This is a genomic window from Pseudomonas sp. MF08875, from assembly GCF_059862525.1.
Map to the genome: position 1 here is coordinate 1 of NZ_JCBCUW010000075.1, position 17925 is coordinate 17925.

Consider the following 17925-nt stretch of genomic DNA (forward strand, 5'->3'; position numbering starts at 1 on the left):
TAACATGGAAAACCGGGCGAAAAACGCCCTCGATGAACACTGCATCAGGTCGTTTTGAGCAAATAGCGCTGCGTGCCGTGCAAATTACGACTTGCGGCCGCCGCGCAGCAAGTTGATCGGAGCATCCTTAGAGACAAGAACGCCGATCGCGTTGAACCCTCATCAGGTCATGATCCACGTTTGACCGCTATCGGACATTGCAGCGGCAATAAAGTCACCAATACATGACCGCACCGAAGAGAAGCTCAGTGCGGTCACGGTCTGGCTCGTTACTGAAGGCTATCTTTGACTTCCATTACCAACGCAGTCATGCCCCCGGTTGCGAAATTGGCCGCGTCCATTGATGCCTTCATCCCCTCAGACGAGTACTGAGAGTCTTCTAACGACTTGAGATCTTCATAACCTAGCAAGGCGATACGATAGTAAGGACCTCCGCCACCAATGATGGTTATAGGGCCCTCACTAACAGAGAAGCTTTTCAGATGCGGCATTTTCTGGACCAGTGGAATATGAACATCTTTGTAATACTGATCGAACGCTTCTGAATCCGTTGGAACGCCATAAAGCACTATAATTTGGTACATGGATTATCCTCGCTCTATTAATGGTAGATCTTTATATGACAACGGCTCCCTTAAGATCATTGACAGTCAGTATTCGGGCATAAACGCTTACCCGTGCACTGTTCAAGACCGTCAACTGCCCAGTTTCGCCTTATAACATCACCGCTTTACTCCACATCGACCTCATTGCCTTACAGCGCTGCGAACCCTATACACAACCGCGCACGCAGCCAGAAATTTCAGCTCTTTAGCTTGACTCGAAAATCGATGTGGCAACTAGGTCCCCCAATAACAGGCGCGAGACTTTCTTACCTGATGGGGTCTACTCAATTCTTATGAAAATGAGGAAGAACGTGCTCTCCCAGAAGATTGAGAGTCTGCATGTGCTGTTCGTGGGTCATCGCATCAACAGTCAAAATGACCTCATCCACTCCGCGTCTCTCGAGCGCCTTCAGAGATTCAATAATATCATCAGGCGTGCCCACCATAATGGATGGACTAAGTTCTATAAGCTTCTCAAGATTGCGCTTATATTCCTCAATCTTCTGGATACCACCAAAGTATTCGTATGAAGATTCTTTCGCCAGAGGCAAGTAGATATCCAGAATGAACTGGACATAGCCGTAAGCCCTCATCCGTACTTCCGCCATCGCGGTCGCCCGATCTTTTGCGCAATGAACGATTGGTACATAATAGCCATAAGAATTGTTTACTTGGCCATTCACGGGTTTAGCACTTCCGATTGAATCGCGGTAAGCACCGATGCATTCGTCCACGTAGTCCCACCCGAAAAAATTGTCAAAGGTAAGAATTCCAACACCGTACTCAGCTGCCAATTTGTGAGACTCGGGGCCAGAACTTACGGAGAACAGATGGGGAGAAGGTTTTTGCAACGCCCTCGGGTTAACCTTAACCTCTTCAAAAGGCCAATACTGACCATCAGAGTTTGACACAACGCCTTTTGTCAAAGCCTGGCCAATAATGGTTATGGCCTCTTTCCACCGATCCCTAGTCTCGGACGGCTTGACACCGAATGCTTGCATTACGAGCTTGTTGTTACCGCGCGCCGTACAAAGCTCAGCCCGCCCTTTCGACAATATGTCAAGCGTGGCCAGGCGCTCTGCTACTGTAATTGGATTGTGGAATGGGATCGTTACAGCCATGTACCGAATAATGATGTCTTTGGTAAGCGCTGCAACAGCGCCATAGAGCGCGTCGGGGGCTGAGATGGTCGGACCATCAATGAAGTGGGCTTCAGAGGTGCCCCAGCAATAAAAACCTAGCTCGTCCGCACGTACCGCCTCGCGGATCATGTCATGCATTTTTTGTTGTGGCGGTGTACCAGCCAACGCACCGTCGGAGAGTATGCCGATTTTCATTTACGTTCCTCGCACTGTTAGGTTTAGGTCGAGATGACCAAAATTGCTTAACGCGGCCGCCGCACCAGCGCGGGGCAGAAAAAATGGCTAATCGCAAAATCGCGGCCCACCTCTGCCCCAATACGCGGAGGTGAGATAACAACGCCGAAATCGGCTGTTTTTGCAAAACACCTGTTATGCATCCTTGCACAGTGCTTTTTTTTGCGCAACATCTGTTTTGTTAAAAACGCATAAAGGTATAATGGCCAAAATGTGTCAGAAGTGCTGCCGGGTGGAGATCTAGGAACAGGGGCGATAGCGTCTAACTCGGGGGATGCAGTATGCTGCGACGACAAAATTTTGCGCACCCGCCCCCTTGGTACGCCTTTTTGTGATCACTGTTGAATTGAGCGAAAATATCAATTTCACGCTTTTCGCGTTATATGGTCATGCCACTGCGTGGTCGAATACAAATTTTTATCTTAAGAAGAATTCTGCGAAACCAGATTGGAGTAATTCATGCCAAGGGTAATTGATCACGAGGAACGTCGTAGCGAGGTGCTGGCAGCCACTTGGCAGGTCGTGGCAACGGAGGGTTTGGAAGCGGCGACAATTCGCAGAATTGCGATAGAAGTAGGTTGTACTGCCGGCCTCGTGACGCATCACTTCGCTAGCAAGGATGACATCCTGGTGGCGGCATTGCGTCAGGTACATATTGCCGCAGCGAAAAGGATGGCATCGCATTTGTCTAGCGGATCCCAGCTAAAGACACTACATGCGGTTCTCCTTGAAGTATTGCCGCTAGATGATGAGCGCAGGCTCGAGTGGCGCGTCTGGATAGCATTCTGGGGGCAGTCATTGGGCAAAACAGCATTGGCCCAAGAGCTTCATAACCGCTACGCGGAGTGGCGCAATCTTATTAATGGTCTTTTGCGAGCGGCTCAGCGCAGCCAAGAGATACCTCCTCAGCTGGATGTGCGACTGTGGACGGACCTTACGATCAGCCTTATCGACGGATTAGGTCTGCAAGCAGTGCTTGAACCAGAGTATTTTAATACACCACGACTCAAGAAAGTCGTGGCCTCCCATATGGGAAAAATCCTGCAAGATTATCAGCTCATTGAAAGCTCTTGACTGGGTTAAAGGTGAAAACAAGGACCGCTCACTTGTGTACATGGCATTGCACCGCTACCTAGATAGCGGCGGTGGCATGCACACACCTTGTTCAGATCAAAAGAGAACAAAATAGCGGCGCAACAACCCAAACTTTAACTTCAAAACTTAATCAACACCTTTCCAATATGTTTCGCAACAAGGGAATAAGTATGTGCGTCAGGTGCATTCTCAAACCTGAATTTAAGATTCCACATTGGCGATTTATGACGGCACACGATACTGAAGTAATGTAAAAACTGACAACATGGTTGGCAAAGATCTTTACTTAACCGCCCACATTGCCAGGATCAATCTGTCTAGGGAAGCGTGAACAATACTTTAACTTTATCTGTGACAGAAGTATTGTCGACATAACCAATGGTATCAGGTTCCACGCTAACTTTTGCAATTACAGCTGCGTCGTCAGAGACGCTTGTCAATGGTTGACCTTTTCCAGTGAACACCAGGCCTGACCAGTATGACTTCAACTGCGATTCATTTTTACTGGTGACAGCGCTGTAGAACTTTTCTTTGATGGGGCCCCAGTCTTTTTGGTCGACACCCTTTAGGGTCTTGTCTTTCCCCAAGAAAACGTTCGCCACGTCCGATTGAGAGGGCGCGGTAATGACGTTTGGATTTACGATGACCGCGACGTCGGCCCATACTGAACTGGCAGCGAATATAACGCTGTAAACGCTGAGAGCAATAACAGAAAGTTTCATGAAGCTCTCCTTAAAATACAAAATCCACACCGACGCTGATAATATCACCATCATAGTTTCGTGACGGGCTACCCGAAACCCCATTAGTTGCGGCATAGGCCGCATGATCGTAGCTCTCTTGAGCACTTTCGTTAAAAACCCCATTGAATTTTCCGCTGGTATCGACTCGCTTATACTCCCCTTTTACAATAACGCTAGGTGTGATGTTGTAATTCAAACCATATGTCCAAGAACTCTGACGCCCCTTACCTTCGTCCAATTGTGCGTAGGTGGTGTGCACCAGAAAATCGCCAAAACGGCGCCCGCCCATTAAATAAAATGCTTTACTGGCGTCCTCACCATCCGCTTCGATAACGCGACGTGTAAGCTCATTCGAGGTTAACCAGGTGCCGTTGTCATATTGATAGCCAACAGACGTAAACTTACCTTTTTGCTTATTTAAGCTGCCAAAGCTGACATTTGAGCGCTCATCAGGTGAAGTCGTAACAACGGCATTATAGTCCGAGTCAATATCTGCTTCAGTATAGCCGACACGCAATGTTCCAAAACCATTAGTAGCAAGACTGACATTGGAGGCGAAAATCTTTTTGTAATCGATGTCAAAAAGTTTATCTAGCCCAAAAATATTACGGTTGACGGCTTGCCCTCCCGCGACTTGAAAAGTCAGCGCCCCGAATGATAACGGGATTGTATAGACGGCATCAGCACCTTCGTAGTTGCTTAGCTGGACTTGGCTATAGACTTCGTCCGGCAGACGCAGCCACGGATAGGTAAAACCAACATCCAGCGTTTCCGAGTACATATACACAGGGTTACGAAGGCGACCAGCGCGTAAAATCAAACGGTCATTCGCTTGCCAAGATATATACGCCCATTCTAGATTAGCTTTCCAGTTATCTTGTTCGGGCTTGACGGTGGCTTGAAAAGTCAATCCGATAGTATCAGTAACGCCGTATTGAATCTGGCCGCCTAATTTGGACAATTGATCACCGCGCCACGAGTCATTTGTCTGCCCGGCGACACCATAAGTACGTCCATTTTCCTCTCCGCCAAGATGGGTGATACCTGCGCTACCAAACCCGTTTAGTCGATACTCACCTTGTTCCAGCGCGTAGGAAGAAGTAGTCACTAGACACGCTACAAGGTTGAGGAGCCGAAATCTTTTCATTCTCGTGGTGCTCTTTTTAATTGCAAGGGTTAGGTTAGACACGAAATTGCGCTGTTGACGCGCGCAAATCATTTCCGGTGCTGACTAACTGCTCGCCTAAACGCGCGATTGCGTCGGCCCCATGGGTGGTTGTTTGGGTGTCTGTCTGAAGAACTTCGGTATCGTTCTGAATCGACTTAGATAGACTGATCTGCTCTTGGGTAAATTGAGCGATACCTGCGTTGAGCACATCGATCTGACGAACGGATTTAGCGATGACTTCAAGGGTATGAGTAGCCTCAACGGAACGCTCAATACTCGCTTCAGCTTTTTCCCCGTTGAGCGTCATGACGTTCAAAACACCATTTGCACTGAGTTGCAAACGCTGAATGATCGTTTGAATTTCTGCCGTTGAAATGGCTGTTTTTTGGGCCAAATTGCGCACCTCATCAGCCACCACGGCAAATCCACGACCCTGCTCGCCAGCCCGGGCAGCTTCGATAGCGGCGTTGAGCGCCAGCAAATTTGTTTGTTCAGCAATGCTGCGTATCACTGTTAGTACCGAGCCTACCTGCTGCGTCTCCTCTTCCAGCTGCTGCATCGCTTGCACCGATCCCAAAACACTACCGCCCAAGTCACTGATGCTGGAAGACAAATTATCTATATTCTGCCGTGCAGTTTCTGCTTGTTTGGAGGCAGCGGCCGCCACTTCTGAGGCTTGCTGAGAGCGGTGAGCCACTTCCTGAATGCTTTGCGTCATTGCAGAAATGTCGCGGCTGATAGAGTCGGTGTGGCCTTCTTGCGAGCGTGCGTTTTCTTCAGTGTCCTGGGTCAGGTGATACAAGTCTTTGGACATTTGCTCCAACGGACCGGCAGCATCAATGATTTGCCGCATGGTGACCTGCAACTTATCGAGGAAACTGTTGAAAAGCTTGATCATCACTCCTATTTCGTCGTGTGTTTCGACGTTGACGCGGCGAGTGAGGTCGCCGTCTCCGCTGGCAATAGATCGAAGGGATGTGATCACGCCATGAACGTTGCTCATGACTCGGTGAATCACCATTGCCGAACCAATGCTTACCAATAAAGCCAGGATTATGCTCAGACCATACCCCACTCGAGTGGTCGTAACGTTCTCGGTACGAGTTTTCGATAGGTTGGTATGGAAATCCTCATAGGCGTGGCTACGAAATAAATCCCCTGCTTTTTCCGCTTGATCCAAATCGCTTGCCATACGGTCCAGGCTTGGGCGCAGATCCTCAAAAGCTGCACCTTTTAACAATAGCTCGGTGGCCGAAAATGCATTTTCGGTATAGCGTTTTACGGCGGCAATCCATGCGATCAGTTCTTCATTTCGCGGAGGTTGCTCTTGGGTTAAATTTTGCAGTGCTCGCTGCTTAACACCAATCTCCGCCAGAACTTTTTGCGCATCGTTAAAGGTTCCCATTTCTCCAGCGGAGACCGCGTTATTAAGAAGGCCAGGCACGCGGGAAAATTGGAAAATCACCGCATCGGCATTTTCAAGAGTCGGATAGCTTCGTTCTTCCAGGGTCACGAGCCGGACATCATTATTATCAAGCTGGAGGGCCGTATAGGCTACGAACAGCAGCAAGCCAATAAGCGCCGCAGCTGGCGGCAAAGAGAGCTTAAACATTAACGATATATTTTTGAGCATTAATACAGTTCCCCTTCAGGACGCATCGCAGAGCAGAAGAACAATCAACTTATGTGATTGTTATTAACGCAAGATGGAAAATATGCACGCGTGCGCACCTACACCGCGGCAACACATGGGTGCCCCTTTATCGAGCACCAACAAATATTTTAATATCTCGCAAGCGACGCAGCGATGAGGCCCAGTATTCTGAATCAATACGCCACCGGCTACAGGCTATGGTATTTTTTATTGAGGTTATACACTCCATCCATCGTCTTGGCTCAATGGAGTACTCATCAACAAAAATAAACCCTCGACTCTTCGGCCGCTCTCAATCAAAACCAATAACACCCTTGGTAACCGAGACCAACAATATATATTTAAATGCAGGCACCGAAAACTATGCTTTTAAGCATGGCGACGCTATGTGCTTGGACATTCGGTCGCACGTAGTCATCCAAATGATGGCATACGACAAGGATTATCAGCTTTGATTGCCATCGGCAGCCATAGCTTGACATGCTCCTGTCGATAGCCCTGCATACGAATAAACGATACGGTACTCCATCGAACTATTGTGAACTTGGAAAAACGGCCACTACTTATGCTTTCTTATCAAGAAAACTGAAGCTCATTACTTGCTGCGCCACCAGTGCCAGCAAGTTGGCAGCCGAACCATCGGAACAACTCCCATCATCACTGAATCGAGACTCTAAGGTGTTAAAACCAGCGCCAAATGGTGTCGGCCAACCACGCAGAGCGTGAACGATGGTGCGCAGAGAAGCCAGGGTAGCGCCAGTTGCTTGCCAACCATACGCCGTCACAATCAGTCCTACCGGTCGGCCATGTAGATACGGACGTGTATCCTTAGACGTCTCTTCAAGCAGGTCGAGCGCGTTTTTCACCAAACCTGATACGCCGCCGTGGTAAGCAGGGCTAGCAATAATTAGTCCATCAGCACTACGTACAGCCTCGATCAACTCTCTTTCTGCGTCGCTACGTTCCGAAGCTGGGTCATACATGGAAAGGGAGGCAAGGAAAGGACCGTCAAAAAGTATCGTCCGCGCGCCCTGCTCCTCAGCTGCCTTTAATGCCATGCGCAACGCTCGCTCTGTCGACGAGCCTGGTCGGGTTGTACCGCCAATGCCAATTATCAATTGGGGCGACGCTTCACACATATAGCTATCCCCCGTCTTGGCCGCGTTAGCAGGATCCACATACAGGTTTTGTGTTGCCTCTCTAATTATTTTTTGCATTGTCATCATCCGCTTAGTTAAGATGTAGATATTTATTCAGAAATAGAATCACTCAAACCCGCTCCCCGCGTCAGGAGTAGCGTTACAAATGCTAATTTCATATGAGACAGGCCACTACAAGCAACAGCCACAAGCTCATCGACATTTCATAAGAGTCGTGAACACACGCCCGCAATTCCATTAAGCGCACTGACTGCCAATAAGCATATTTAATTCGCCTACAACAATCCCGCTCGTGACCATTGTTGCGCATACTGCTGAGGCACTTTTAAAATAAACTCAACAGCTTAGCGCTTCAGTCACTAGCAGGAAGCATTGCGATCATGTTTTCTGTTTGTAGTAGGTGTCTTTCTTGACGATAAGCCCGTCTTCAAACTCCCATAGATCGCAGCCGACTATATCGATGTTAGCGCCCCCCGGAGCAGTGCCACGAACACGCCACTCACTGAGTGCTTTGTTGCCAATAATCCAGTTTTTTCCTTCAGTCCACTGAATATCGGGAGAGTCTGCGAACCGTTTGGCGAGTGCAGCTCTGATCGTATCGCGACCACGCAAAGTCGTCCCGACATCCTATTCATTCACTCCTGGTGAAAAACTACGCATGAGAGTTCTGTTGCCTGGTGGCTATTTATTCCAAGCAGGAAACTTATTTTCTCAACAGGAATGCAAGCCTCTTGCCAACTCGGCAATGCGCGCAAAAAAAGGCTGATAAAGGGGAATTTCCGCTCTGCATATGTGAAAATCGTTTTCACTAGGGGAATAATCCTGTCGCAGATAGAGCAGCCATAAATCAAATCGCACATTCCTGGTGCGAATTTAATTTTATTGAACGGAAACCGTGCATACCCGATGAATACGCCCGTAGAACAACAACCGAAGTTGAAGCTTGAGCAATATCTGGGTATCCAAATCAAGCGTCAGCGGCAAGCGCAGGAATTGAAGCTGTCCGATGTTGCGCGCATCGCAGGAATCAGCCAGGGCATGTTGAGTAAAATCGAGAATGCTCAGGTCTCCACCAGTCTGGATAACCTGAGCCGCTTGTGCGACGTGCTTGGCATGCCCATGTCCAAGCTGTTCAGCCAGTACGACCAGCAAGGCAGTAGCGCCCTGCTTGTCAAGCATGACGAAGGACTGGAAGTAGTGCGACGCGGCACCGAGAAGGGCCACACCTACCACCTGCTCAACCACACCCGCGGGCCGAAGAAGAGTTTCGAGGCATACATGGTGACCATGGACGACGCCAGCGAAGAATTTCCGACCTTCTCTCACCCGGGCACGGAGTTCCTGCATCTGCTGGAAGGCGAACTGGTGTATCGCCACGGCAATCAGCTGTATCACATGGAAGCGGGCGACAGCCTGACCTTCGACGGCGACATCCCTCATGGGCCGGAAGAACTGGTGCAGGTGCCGATACGGTTGTTGTCGATCATGAATTACGGCGGTTCAGCGGAATAAAACCTTTCATCGCTACACACCCCATCCCCGGGCAGTCCTGCTTACCGACGATCGCGCCTTCATAATCGCTGTCGCTGGCAAGCCGGCTTGCTACAGCTCAGCGCCGCGCTCCCACAGAGCATAGCCAGTCAATAATTCCCACCAGTTAAAAATGTTTCCAGAAACCTCTGGACGGGTCATTTCCTTTCGCCTATAAAACAGTCTTTGAGAATATTTAATTCCTGATAGGAAATTTTATTCATCCACGAATTACCTGTTCACCCCTGAATTTCTCGCGCTGATCGTTAGCCATTTGCTGAACTGCCGCCATCTTCCAGAGGACATGCCATGCAACACGAAAAGAACCATTTCATTCTCAAGATCAGCTGTCCGGCGACCTCCGGCATCGTTGCGGCGGTCACCTCGTACCTGGCGGGCAACAGCTGCTACATCGGTGAAATGGCGCAGTTCGACGACGAATTCAGCGGCAAATTCTTCATGCGCGCGGTGTTCCGTTTCAACGACGGTCACGCCGGCGACATCGCCCAGCTCAAGGCCGGTTTCGAAGACGTGGCCAAGGCGTTCGATATGCAGTGGGAACTGCACGACACCCGCGCGCCCATGCGTGTGCTGCTCATGGTGAGCAAGTTCGATCACTGCCTCACCGACCTGCTCTACCGCTACCACAAGGGCGAGATGGACATGACCATCACCGCCATCGTTTCCAACCACCTCGACCTGCGCCCCATGGCCGAGCGCGAAGGCATTCGTTTCATCTACCTGCCGGTGACCAAGGACACCAAGGCCCAGCAGGAAGCAGCGCTGATGAGAGTGGTCGACGAGACCGACACCAATCTGGTGGTCCTCGCCCGCTACATGCAGATCCTCTCCGATGACCTCTGCAAGCAACTGTCAGGCCGGGCCATCAACATTCACCACTCGTTCCTCCCTGGTTTCAAAGGTGCCAAGCCTTACCACCAGGCTTACGAGCGCGGCGTGAAGCTGATCGGCGCCACCGCCCATTACGTCACCAGCGACTTGGACGAAGGCCCGATCATCGAACAGGAAGTGCAGCGCGTGGATCACGTGTATCTGCCGGATGATCTCGTCGCCACCGGTCGTGACACCGAAACCGTTGCCTTGTCGAAGGCGGTGAAATACCACCTGGAGCACCGGGTTTTCCTCAATAAGGACAGAACGGTGATCTTCCGGTGAGCACTTCCAAAATAATCGATGGCAAAGCCGCAGCCGCCCGCGTACTCGCCCACGTCAAAGCCGACGTGCAAAACCTGAAACTCGAAGGCATCGAGCCTGCGCTGGCAGTGATTCTGGTGGGTCAGGACCCGGCCAGTCAGGTCTACGTGCGCAACAAGATCCTGCGCGCTGAAGAGGCCGGGATCCGCTCGCTGGAGTACCGCCTGAGCACAGACACCTCCCAAGCGCAGCTGCTCAAGCTGATCGCCGAACTGAACGCAGACGACGGCGTCAACGGCATCCTCCTGCAGTTGCCGCTGCCTGCACACATCGAAGAAACCCGTGTCCTGCAGGCCATCGCGCCGGGCAAGGACGTCGACGGTTTTCACAGCGAAAACGTCGGCGGCCTGAGCCAGGGGCGCGATGTGCTGACGCCCTGCACGCCCAGCGGCTGCATGCGGTTGCTCGAAGACGCCTGCGGTGACCTGAGCGGCAAGCACGCAGTGGTCATCGGCCGCTCGAACATCGTCGGCAAACCCATGGCAGCCCTGCTGCTCAAGGCCCATTGCTCGGTGACCGTGGTGCATTCACGCAGTGTCGACGCCAAGGCTCTGTGTCGTCAGGCCGACATCGTCGTCGCCGCCGTCGGCCGTCCACGGATGATCGACGCCAGCTGGCTCAAGCCAGGTGCAGTGGTCATCGACGTCGGCATCAACCGTATTGAAGAAGACGGCCGCAGCCGCCTGGTGGGTGACGTCGATTTCGACAGCGCCCTGCCCCAGGTTTCGGCGATCACCCCGGTGCCGGGTGGCGTCGGGCCGATGACAATCGCCTTCCTGATGAAAAACACCGTGACCGCTGCCGTTCAGCAGTCCCAATTGCACAGCAGCCCCTTGGAGGCCGTATGCCTTTCAATCTCCTGAAATACGGGCTCAGCTCGGAATACCCGGTCGAGGTCGATCTGCCTGCGCCGAAAGAACTCAAATCCTCCTACGACGTGGTGATCATCGGTGGCGGCGGCCATGGCCTGGCCACCGCGTACTACCTGTCGAAATACCACGGCATCACCAACATCGCGGTGCTGGAAAAAGGCTATCTGGGTGGCGGCAACACGGCGCGAAACACCGCCGTGATCCGCTCCAATTACCTGACCAGCGAAGGCGTGCGTTTCTACGCCGAATCGGTGCGCATGTTCGAAGGCCTCTCCAACGAGTTCGACTTCAACATCATGTATTCGCACCGGGGCCAGCTGACCCTGGCCCACACCGACGCCACTGTGCGTTCGTTTCGTCAGCGCGCCGAGGTCAACAAACACTTCGGAGGTCGCACCGAGATGATCGACCGCCAGCAGATTCGCGAACTGGTGCCGTCGCTCAACCTTGATCCGGGGCACATCCCCGTACTTGCCGGCCTGTGGCACATCGACGGCGCCACGGCGCGGCACGATGCCGTGGCCTGGGGTTACGCCAAGCAGGCGGCCAAGCGTGGCGTGGAGATTCATCAGCTCACTGAAGTTCAGGAACTGGTCATCGAAAACGGCACCATCACGGCGGTTAAAACCAATCGCGGCACCATCAAGTGCGGCTGCGCGGTTCAGGCCGTCGCAGGCATGAGCTCGCAGCTGATGAAGAAGGCCGGGATTCGCTCGCCGATCCAGACCTTCCCGCTGCAAGCCATGGTCACCCAGCCGTTCAAGCCGTTCCTCGACCCGCTGGTGAGTTCGTCCGCCCTGCACTGCTACGTGCAACAGACCAGCCGTGGCGAAGTGGTGTTCGGCGGCGGCTCCGATCCCTACCCGCTGTTCAACACCCGCTCGACACTCGATCTGAAAGAAAGCCTGCTGGCCCACGCCATCGAAATGTTCCCGTTCCTGGCCAACGCCAAGCTGATGCGCCAGTGGGCCGGGATCACCGACATGACCCCGGATTACAGCCCGATCATGGGCCTGTCGCCGGTGAAGAATTACTACCTGGACGCTGGCTGGGGCACTTGGGGTTTCAAGGCCACGCCGATCTGCGGCAAGACTATGGCTGAGCTTGTATCCAGCGGCGGCAAGGTGCCGGAACTGATTAGACCGTTCGGTCTGGAGCGGTTTTCGACCTTCCAGCAAGTCAACGAAATGGGCGCGACAGCGGCCAGTCACTGACCGCCATTGAGTAAGGAGAGAGAGATGAAAATCATGACTTGCCCGCTCAACGGGCCGCGCAATATCAGCGAATTCACCTACGGCGGCGAGTTCAAGCAGATGCCCGATCCTCAGACCTGCAGCGACGCCGAGTGGGCCGATTACGTGTTCAACAGCGAAGACGTTCTGGGTGTGGTTCGCGAATGGTGGATTCACAACCCGTCCAGCTATTGGTTCCTGGCCGAGCGTCACACCGGCAGCGACGAAATCCTGCTCACCTTCGATCCCAAAGAGCTGTTCAGCCAGCGCGTCGAGTTCGTCGTCGCTGCCAAGGAGACCGCCCGATGAGCCGCCTTCCCGCCCCCATGGGTCTGTTAATCGACCGCAGTCAGCCGCTGGATTTCAGTTTCGATGGCAAGCCGTATCAGGGCTTTGCCGGCGACAGCATCGCCAGCGCCCTGCTTGCCAACGGCCGCTTTCTGCTGTCTCGCTCGTTCAAATACCACCGACCACGCGGCCCCCTGACCATGGCCGGGCAAGACGCCAACACGTTGGTGCAGTTGCCCAGCGAGCCCAACGTGCTGGCCGACAGTCACTTGTTGGAAAGCGGCGTGCAGGTCACCGGGCAGAACTTCAACGGCTCGCTGGACAACGACAAGGACGCTTACCTCGGCAAGTTCTCCAAGTTCATGCCGGTGGGCTTTTATTACCGCTCGTTCTACAAGCCGAAGGGCGCGTGGAAACTCTGGGAGCCGATCATTCGCAAGAAGGCCGGCCTGGGCGTGCTCGATCTGAAATTCCAGCCCGAGTATTACGACAAAGCCTATTTGTTCGCTGATCTGGCCGTGATCGGCGCAGGCCCTGCCGGTCTTCAGGCCGCACTGACTGCCGCCAACGCTGGCGCCAAAGTGCTGCTGATTGAGCAACAGCCGGTCCTCGGCGGCTCGCTGACTTACGCCCGCTTCGATCTCGAAGGCACTCGCGCCGAGACCGTGCGCCGTGAACTGGTCAGCGCCGTCGAAGGCCACGCCAACATTCGCGTGTTGAAAAAATCCACTTGCAACGCCTGGTTCACTGACAACTACCTGCCGGTGATTCAGGGCAAGCGCATGTACAAAGTGCGCGCCACGCAATGCCTGATCGCCAGTGGTTCGTTCGACCAGCCGGTGATTTTTCGTAACAACGATTTGCCTGGCGTGATGCTGACCAGTGCCGCGCAACGCCTGATGAAGCTCTACGCAGTCAAGCCGGGCAAGCGCGCTGTGGTGCTGACGGGCAACGATGACGGTTATCTGGCCGCGCTGGACCTGCACGATCAGGGCGTAGAAGTGGCTGCGCTGGTGGACATGCGCAGGAACCCCGCCGACCGCGCACTGCTGCTGGCGCTGGAAAAGCGCGGCATCACCTGCCATCTCGGCAGCACGGTTTTTGAGGCGCTGCACGAAAAAAGCATGCATCACGTCAGCGGCGCCGACATCCGCACGATCACCGGGCAAGGTCAGGTCGCCGGCAGCGGGTTGGTTGTCGATTGCGATCTGCTGTGCATGTCCGGCGGCTACATGCCGGTCTATCAGCTGCTGTGTCAGGCCGGTGGTAAGCTGGCCTACGACGACCAACTGGCGGAGTTCAACCTCAGCGGTCTGCCGAAAAACCTCAGCGTTGCGGGCTCGGCCCACGGCTATCACGCGCTGGACAACGTGCTGGCCGACGCCATTCATGCCGCTGCCGATATCGTCATGGCGCTTGATCTGGATCTGGCCGCCAAGCCGCTGGCGATGCGCCCTGAAGCGCAGGTCAACTTCCCGTGGCCGATCTTCCCGCACCCCAAAGGCAAGGATTTCGTCGATTTCGATGAAGACCTGCAAGTGCGCGACATCATCAACGCCACCAAAATCGGCTACCGCGACGTGCAACTGGTCAAGCGCTACTCCACTGTAGGAATGGGCCCATCCCAGGGGCGTCATTCGGCATTGCCGACAGCGCGACTGGTTGCTGCTTCGACCCAGCGCAGCATCAGCGAAACCGGCGTCACCACAGCTCGTCCGCCCTTTGAGGCCGAGAAGCTGGCCCACGTCGCAGGGCGTGCGTTTGACCCCTACCGGCAGACGCCAATGCACAAACGGCATGTGGAGGCTGGCGCGAAAATGATGCCCGCCGGCATCTGGCAGCGTCCGGCTTATTACGGCAAGACCACCGAGCGTGAGGCATGCATGCAGGCCGAAGCGCTGCGCGTGCGCAACAAGGTCGGCATCATCGACGTATCGACCTTGGGCGGTCTGGACGTGCGCGGTCCGGACGCCGCCGAATTGCTCAACCGCATGTATACCTTCGCCTTCCTCAAGCAGCCGATTGGTCGCTCCCGTTATGCGCTGATGACCAACGAGCACGGCGTGGTCATTGACGATGGCGTGTGCGCACGCTTCGGCGAGCACCATTTTTACGTCACCGCCACCACCAGCGGCGTTGATCGCATCTATCAGCAAATGCTCAAGTGGAACGCACAGTGGCGCCTGAATGTGGACATCGCCAACGTCACGGCGGCGATTTCGGCGGTCAACGTGGCAGGACCGGATTCACGCAAAGTGCTGGAAAAGGTCTGCCAGGATCTGGATCTTTCGGCTGAAGGTTTTCCTTATCTGGGTGTGCGTCAGGGCACTGTGGCGGGGATCAAGGCGCGCTTGCTGCGGGTCGGTTTCGTCGGCGAACTGGGCTATGAAATCCACGTTCCCGCTCGTCACGCATTGAAGCTGTGGGACGCATTGATGGAAGCCGGCAAAGCCTTCGATATCCGCCCGTTCGGCGTCGAAACCCAACGCCTGCTGCGTCTGGAGAAGGGCCACGTGATCATCAGTCAGGACACCGACGGCATGACCCATCCGGGCGAGATCGACATGGGTTGGGCGGTGAGCCGTACCAAGCCGTTCTTCGTAGGCCGCCGCTCGGTGGACATCCTCGAAGCCCAGCCGCAGAAACGCAAACTGGTGGGTTTCACGCTGCCCAAGGCCAGTCCGCAACCGCTGGAAGGCCATCTGGTGCTCAGCGGTCGGGACATCAGCGGCAACGTGACGTCCTGCGAGTACTCGCAATCCCTGGACAAGATCATCGGTCTGGCCTACGCCGCGTTCGATCAAAGCCAGCCAGGGCAGCAGATTTCGATTCGTGTCGAGGACGGCGTGATAGTCCAGGCCACCGTGGTGAAACTGCCTTTCTTCGATCCTGAAAACCAGCGCCAGGAGCTCTGACATGTCGAGCCTCAACACAGAAAGCTACATCGAACCCGCTCCACTTCAGCTCGGCGCTCTACAACAATGTGTGCTGGTCGACCTGACCGAAGTGCCGAGGGTTGGCTTTCGCGGTCAGCAGAGCGCCGATTACTTGCAGGCCCGGGGCTTCAGCCTGCCGGATGCGCCGAACCGGGCGATCACTCAGGCCGATGGCAGCTATGTGGCGCGTCTGTCACAGACTGAATACCTGATCCTCGGCAGTCTTCAGGACCGTGGCGAACGCATCGCCGATGAGGAAGCGCGCTGGGAGCTGGATCACAGCGCCAACTATCTGCTGCCCCGGGAGGACAGCCATGCCTGGCTTCACTTGAGCGGCGTGTCCATCGCCGAGGTCATGGCCAAGCTCTGCGGCGTCGACCTGCGTCCTGCCGCGTTCCCGCCAGGCGCCGTTGCGCAGACCTCTGCAGCGCGCATCAACGTGATCGTGATCAACCTTGGATCGATAGGGCAGCCGGCGTTCCAGATCCTCTTCGACCGCGCGTCGCTTGCGTACTTCAAAGGCGCTGTACTGGATGCCATGGCCGAATTCGATGGGCAGGAGCTGAAGATAGAGACACTTCAGTGAGCTCTATCCCTGCAGCAACTCCGTTTGCCGGCAGTGGCGATTTCAATGATGTGACCGCCTGCAAACCATGGAGCCACAGATAGTAGAAAGGTCGTTATCAAGGAGTATCCATGAACATAGCGGAAGTGTCCGCCAAGGAAGCCGACTACAGCGTCCCCGCCCTCGCCCGCGGGCTCAGCGTACTGGGCATGTTCAACGCCCACACACGCAACCTGAGCCTGCAGGATATCGCCGAGCGTCTGGGCGTTAGTAACTCGGCGGTTTACCGCATTCTGTTCACGTTAACCAGCATGGGTTACCTGAACAAGCAGAACACCCAGTACGAACTCGGCGCACGGGTAATAAGCGATGGCTTCAGTTATCTGGCCAGTCGCGACCTAGTCGAAGTAGCGATGCCGCACCTGAACGAACTGCGTGATCGCACCTCTTTGTCCTGCCACCTGAGCATTCGCGAGCAGACCGATAGCCTGTACCTGTATCGGGCGTTTGCCGCGCAAAGGCTTTCCGTAAACATCCCAGTGGGTACGCGCATCGCCTGTCATTGCACGGCCATGGGCCGCATGCTCCTTACCTCATTGAGTGAAATAGAGCTAGGGCAGTTATACCAGCTTGTCCGGCTGGACGATTATCCAGCACCCGCACCGCGTACGTTGCTTGAACTACAAAATTTGATTAGCGAAGACCGAGACAGGGGCTGGGTATTGCACCGATCCGATTACTCAACCGCAATTGCCGCGCCGATCAGAGATCATAACGGACACGTCGTGGCCGCCATCAATCTTTCCGGCCCTGATGCTGTGATGGATTCTGAGGACGTTAAAGAGCAATTTCGAGCATTACTACTGGCAAGCAGTGTGAGCATTAGTAACGAACTAGGTTATTCCAATCCATTGGGCTAGATGAAAATAGCTACTGTTTGGCGCCCCGTTAATACCTGCGCTCCACTCTCATCCCAGACATCTAAGCTTTGAAAAGAGTAACCGTTACCGGCTTTTAGGCTAAATGTACGTATCAAAAACCAATCACCTACAGTTGAAGGGTTTGGTAAATCGAACGCCCAAGAAACAGTGCTAAACAACGCGGGCGTATCAAAACAAGCACTAACACCCGGCGGCACGCAGTCAGCGAGTGCAATCAACGCGACAGTGGCGTCGACGCCTTCGGCGTCAACATGTCTAGCCCAGACAATTAACTCTGGTATCGCTGCACCTGAAAACGGTAACGCACCGCCTGCCGGACGAAATTCAAAATTGTGAGCGCAAGGAGGAGCATTATGGTCCAACACTAAAACTGGGTAGATATGCGGACCGCCTACATCAGGCATTCGCGTAAAATCGTGGGCGGTTGCAGGATCTGAGTGCAACACGGTTATTGAATTGAAGCGGGAGCATCATGCCGCATCACCACGGCTTCTTGCATCACTTCGCCCATCACCTCGATCGGGCATTTGAAGTCGAAGCGTTTG

The 17925-nt window shown here is 54.0% G+C and carries 17 protein-coding genes; 9 read left to right on the plus strand and 8 right to left on the minus strand.

Annotated elements, in window-relative coordinates:
* Positions 1–269 precede the first annotated feature (269 nt).
* Both AC19YT_RS26630 and AC19YT_RS26635 read right to left on the minus strand, forming a co-directional pair.
* Positions 270–584, minus strand: a complete 315-nt coding sequence (locus tag AC19YT_RS26630; RefSeq protein ID WP_054895773.1) for an EthD family reductase — start codon at positions 582–584, stop codon at positions 270–272.
* Between the two features lie 305 nt (positions 585–889).
* Entirely contained in the window at positions 890–1942 is a 1053-nt protein-coding gene (locus AC19YT_RS26635) for an LLM class flavin-dependent oxidoreductase (protein ID WP_096143107.1), read from the minus strand.
* Positions 1943–2440: 498 nt separating this feature from the next.
* Here AC19YT_RS26635 and AC19YT_RS26640 point away from each other — a divergent pair, with 498 nt between their 5' ends.
* A complete protein-coding gene (locus tag AC19YT_RS26640) occupies positions 2441–3055 on the plus strand; it encodes a TetR/AcrR family transcriptional regulator (RefSeq protein ID WP_096143106.1) in 615 nt (204 codons plus the stop codon).
* A gap of 338 nt (positions 3056–3393) precedes the next feature.
* Here AC19YT_RS26640 and AC19YT_RS26645 read toward each other — a convergent pair whose 3' ends face one another.
* From AC19YT_RS26645 to AC19YT_RS26665, 5 genes are all read right to left on the minus strand, one after another.
* Positions 3394–3798 carry a type 2 periplasmic-binding domain-containing protein gene (locus tag AC19YT_RS26645; RefSeq protein WP_096143105.1) on the minus strand — a complete coding sequence of 135 codons (405 nt, stop codon included), beginning with the start codon at positions 3796–3798 and terminating at the stop codon, positions 3394–3396.
* Between the two features lie 10 nt (positions 3799–3808).
* Positions 3809–4966: a hypothetical protein gene (locus AC19YT_RS26650; RefSeq protein WP_096143104.1), complete on the minus strand. Its 1158-nt coding sequence runs from the start codon at positions 4964–4966 to the stop codon at positions 3809–3811.
* A 34-nt stretch (positions 4967–5000) separates the two neighbouring features.
* A complete protein-coding gene (locus AC19YT_RS26655; RefSeq protein ID WP_096143103.1) occupies positions 5001–6620 on the minus strand; it encodes a methyl-accepting chemotaxis protein in 1620 nt (539 codons plus the stop codon).
* Positions 6621–7204: 584 nt separating this feature from the next.
* The gene (locus tag AC19YT_RS26660; protein ID WP_229752097.1) at positions 7205–7858 is read right to left on the minus strand and encodes an NADPH-dependent FMN reductase; all 654 of its coding nucleotides are present in this window, start codon (positions 7856–7858) and stop codon (positions 7205–7207) included.
* 321 nt (positions 7859–8179) lie between these two features.
* Positions 8180–8413 (minus strand): nuclear transport factor 2 family protein, encoded by a 234-nt coding sequence (locus AC19YT_RS26665; protein WP_096143102.1) that lies wholly within the window; start codon positions 8411–8413, stop codon positions 8180–8182.
* Between the two features lie 294 nt (positions 8414–8707).
* Between AC19YT_RS26665 and AC19YT_RS26670 the strand changes: the two genes are divergently transcribed.
* The 8 genes from AC19YT_RS26670 to AC19YT_RS26705 all read left to right on the plus strand — a co-directional run bounded on the left by AC19YT_RS26670 (position 8708) and on the right by AC19YT_RS26705 (position 17359).
* A complete protein-coding gene (locus tag AC19YT_RS26670; RefSeq protein ID WP_096143101.1) occupies positions 8708–9313 on the plus strand; it encodes a helix-turn-helix domain-containing protein in 606 nt (201 codons plus the stop codon).
* Between the two features lie 327 nt (positions 9314–9640).
* Positions 9641–10507, plus strand: a complete 867-nt coding sequence (gene purU / locus AC19YT_RS26675; RefSeq protein WP_096143100.1) for a formyltetrahydrofolate deformylase — start codon at positions 9641–9643, stop codon at positions 10505–10507.
* Complete coding sequence (gene folD / locus AC19YT_RS26680) at positions 10504–11409, plus strand: bifunctional methylenetetrahydrofolate dehydrogenase/methenyltetrahydrofolate cyclohydrolase FolD (protein WP_096143099.1); 906 nt, start codon at positions 10504–10506, stop codon at positions 11407–11409. The genes purU and folD overlap by 4 nt, the downstream gene beginning before the upstream one ends.
* On the plus strand, positions 11391–12632 hold the full coding sequence (locus tag AC19YT_RS26685; protein WP_096143098.1) for an FAD-dependent oxidoreductase: 1242 nt from the start codon (positions 11391–11393) through the stop codon (positions 12630–12632). Before folD ends, AC19YT_RS26685 begins: the two co-directional genes overlap by 19 nt.
* A 24-nt stretch (positions 12633–12656) precedes the next feature.
* A complete protein-coding gene (locus tag AC19YT_RS26690; RefSeq protein WP_096143097.1) occupies positions 12657–12959 on the plus strand; it encodes a sarcosine oxidase subunit delta in 303 nt (100 codons plus the stop codon).
* Positions 12956–15853 carry a 2Fe-2S iron-sulfur cluster-binding protein gene (locus tag AC19YT_RS26695; RefSeq protein ID WP_096143096.1) on the plus strand — a complete coding sequence of 966 codons (2898 nt, stop codon included), beginning with the start codon at positions 12956–12958 and terminating at the stop codon, positions 15851–15853. The genes AC19YT_RS26690 and AC19YT_RS26695 overlap by 4 nt, the downstream gene beginning before the upstream one ends.
* 1 nt (position 15854) lies before the next feature.
* Entirely contained in the window at positions 15855–16460 is a 606-nt protein-coding gene (locus AC19YT_RS26700; protein WP_096143095.1) for a sarcosine oxidase subunit gamma, read from the plus strand.
* A gap of 110 nt (positions 16461–16570) precedes the next feature.
* Positions 16571–17359, plus strand: coding sequence for an IclR family transcriptional regulator (locus AC19YT_RS26705; protein ID WP_096143094.1), 789 nt, complete (start codon positions 16571–16573; stop codon positions 17357–17359).
* On the opposite strand, the gene AC19YT_RS26710 is transcribed toward AC19YT_RS26705, so the two are convergent.
* Positions 17356–17784 (minus strand): acyl-CoA thioesterase, encoded by a 429-nt coding sequence (locus AC19YT_RS26710; protein WP_500611304.1) that lies wholly within the window; start codon positions 17782–17784, stop codon positions 17356–17358. The genes AC19YT_RS26705 and AC19YT_RS26710 overlap by 4 nt on opposite strands.
* Positions 17785–17925 lie beyond the last annotated feature (141 nt).

Coding starts and splice junctions, on each gene's coding strand:
- AC19YT_RS26630 (WP_054895773.1), bottom strand. CDS start 584: ATGTACCAAATTATAGTGCTTTATGGCGTTCCAACGGATTCAGAAGCG.
- AC19YT_RS26635 (WP_096143107.1), bottom strand. CDS start 1,942: ATGAAAATCGGCATACTCTCCGACGGTGCGTTGGCTGGTACACCGCCA.
- AC19YT_RS26640 (WP_096143106.1), top strand. CDS start 2,441: ATGCCAAGGGTAATTGATCACGAGGAACGTCGTAGCGAGGTGCTGGCA.
- AC19YT_RS26645 (WP_096143105.1), bottom strand. CDS start 3,798: ATGAAACTTTCTGTTATTGCTCTCAGCGTTTACAGCGTTATATTCGCT.
- AC19YT_RS26650 (WP_096143104.1), bottom strand. CDS start 4,966: ATGAAAAGATTTCGGCTCCTCAACCTTGTAGCGTGTCTAGTGACTACT.
- AC19YT_RS26655 (WP_096143103.1), bottom strand. CDS start 6,620: ATGCTCAAAAATATATCGTTAATGTTTAAGCTCTCTTTGCCGCCAGCT.
- AC19YT_RS26660 (WP_229752097.1), bottom strand. CDS start 7,858: ATGCAAAAAATAATTAGAGAGGCAACACAAAACCTGTATGTGGATCCT.
- AC19YT_RS26670 (WP_096143101.1), top strand. CDS start 8,708: ATGAATACGCCCGTAGAACAACAACCGAAGTTGAAGCTTGAGCAATAT.
- purU (WP_096143100.1), top strand. CDS start 9,641: ATGCAACACGAAAAGAACCATTTCATTCTCAAGATCAGCTGTCCGGCG.
- AC19YT_RS26685 (WP_096143098.1), top strand. CDS start 11,391: ATGCCTTTCAATCTCCTGAAATACGGGCTCAGCTCGGAATACCCGGTC.
- AC19YT_RS26690 (WP_096143097.1), top strand. CDS start 12,657: ATGAAAATCATGACTTGCCCGCTCAACGGGCCGCGCAATATCAGCGAA.
- AC19YT_RS26695 (WP_096143096.1), top strand. CDS start 12,956: ATGAGCCGCCTTCCCGCCCCCATGGGTCTGTTAATCGACCGCAGTCAG.
- AC19YT_RS26700 (WP_096143095.1), top strand. CDS start 15,855: ATGTCGAGCCTCAACACAGAAAGCTACATCGAACCCGCTCCACTTCAG.
- AC19YT_RS26705 (WP_096143094.1), top strand. CDS start 16,571: ATGAACATAGCGGAAGTGTCCGCCAAGGAAGCCGACTACAGCGTCCCC.
- AC19YT_RS26710 (WP_500611304.1), bottom strand. CDS start 17,784: ATGCCTGATGTAGGCGGTCCGCATATCTACCCAGTTTTAGTGTTGGAC.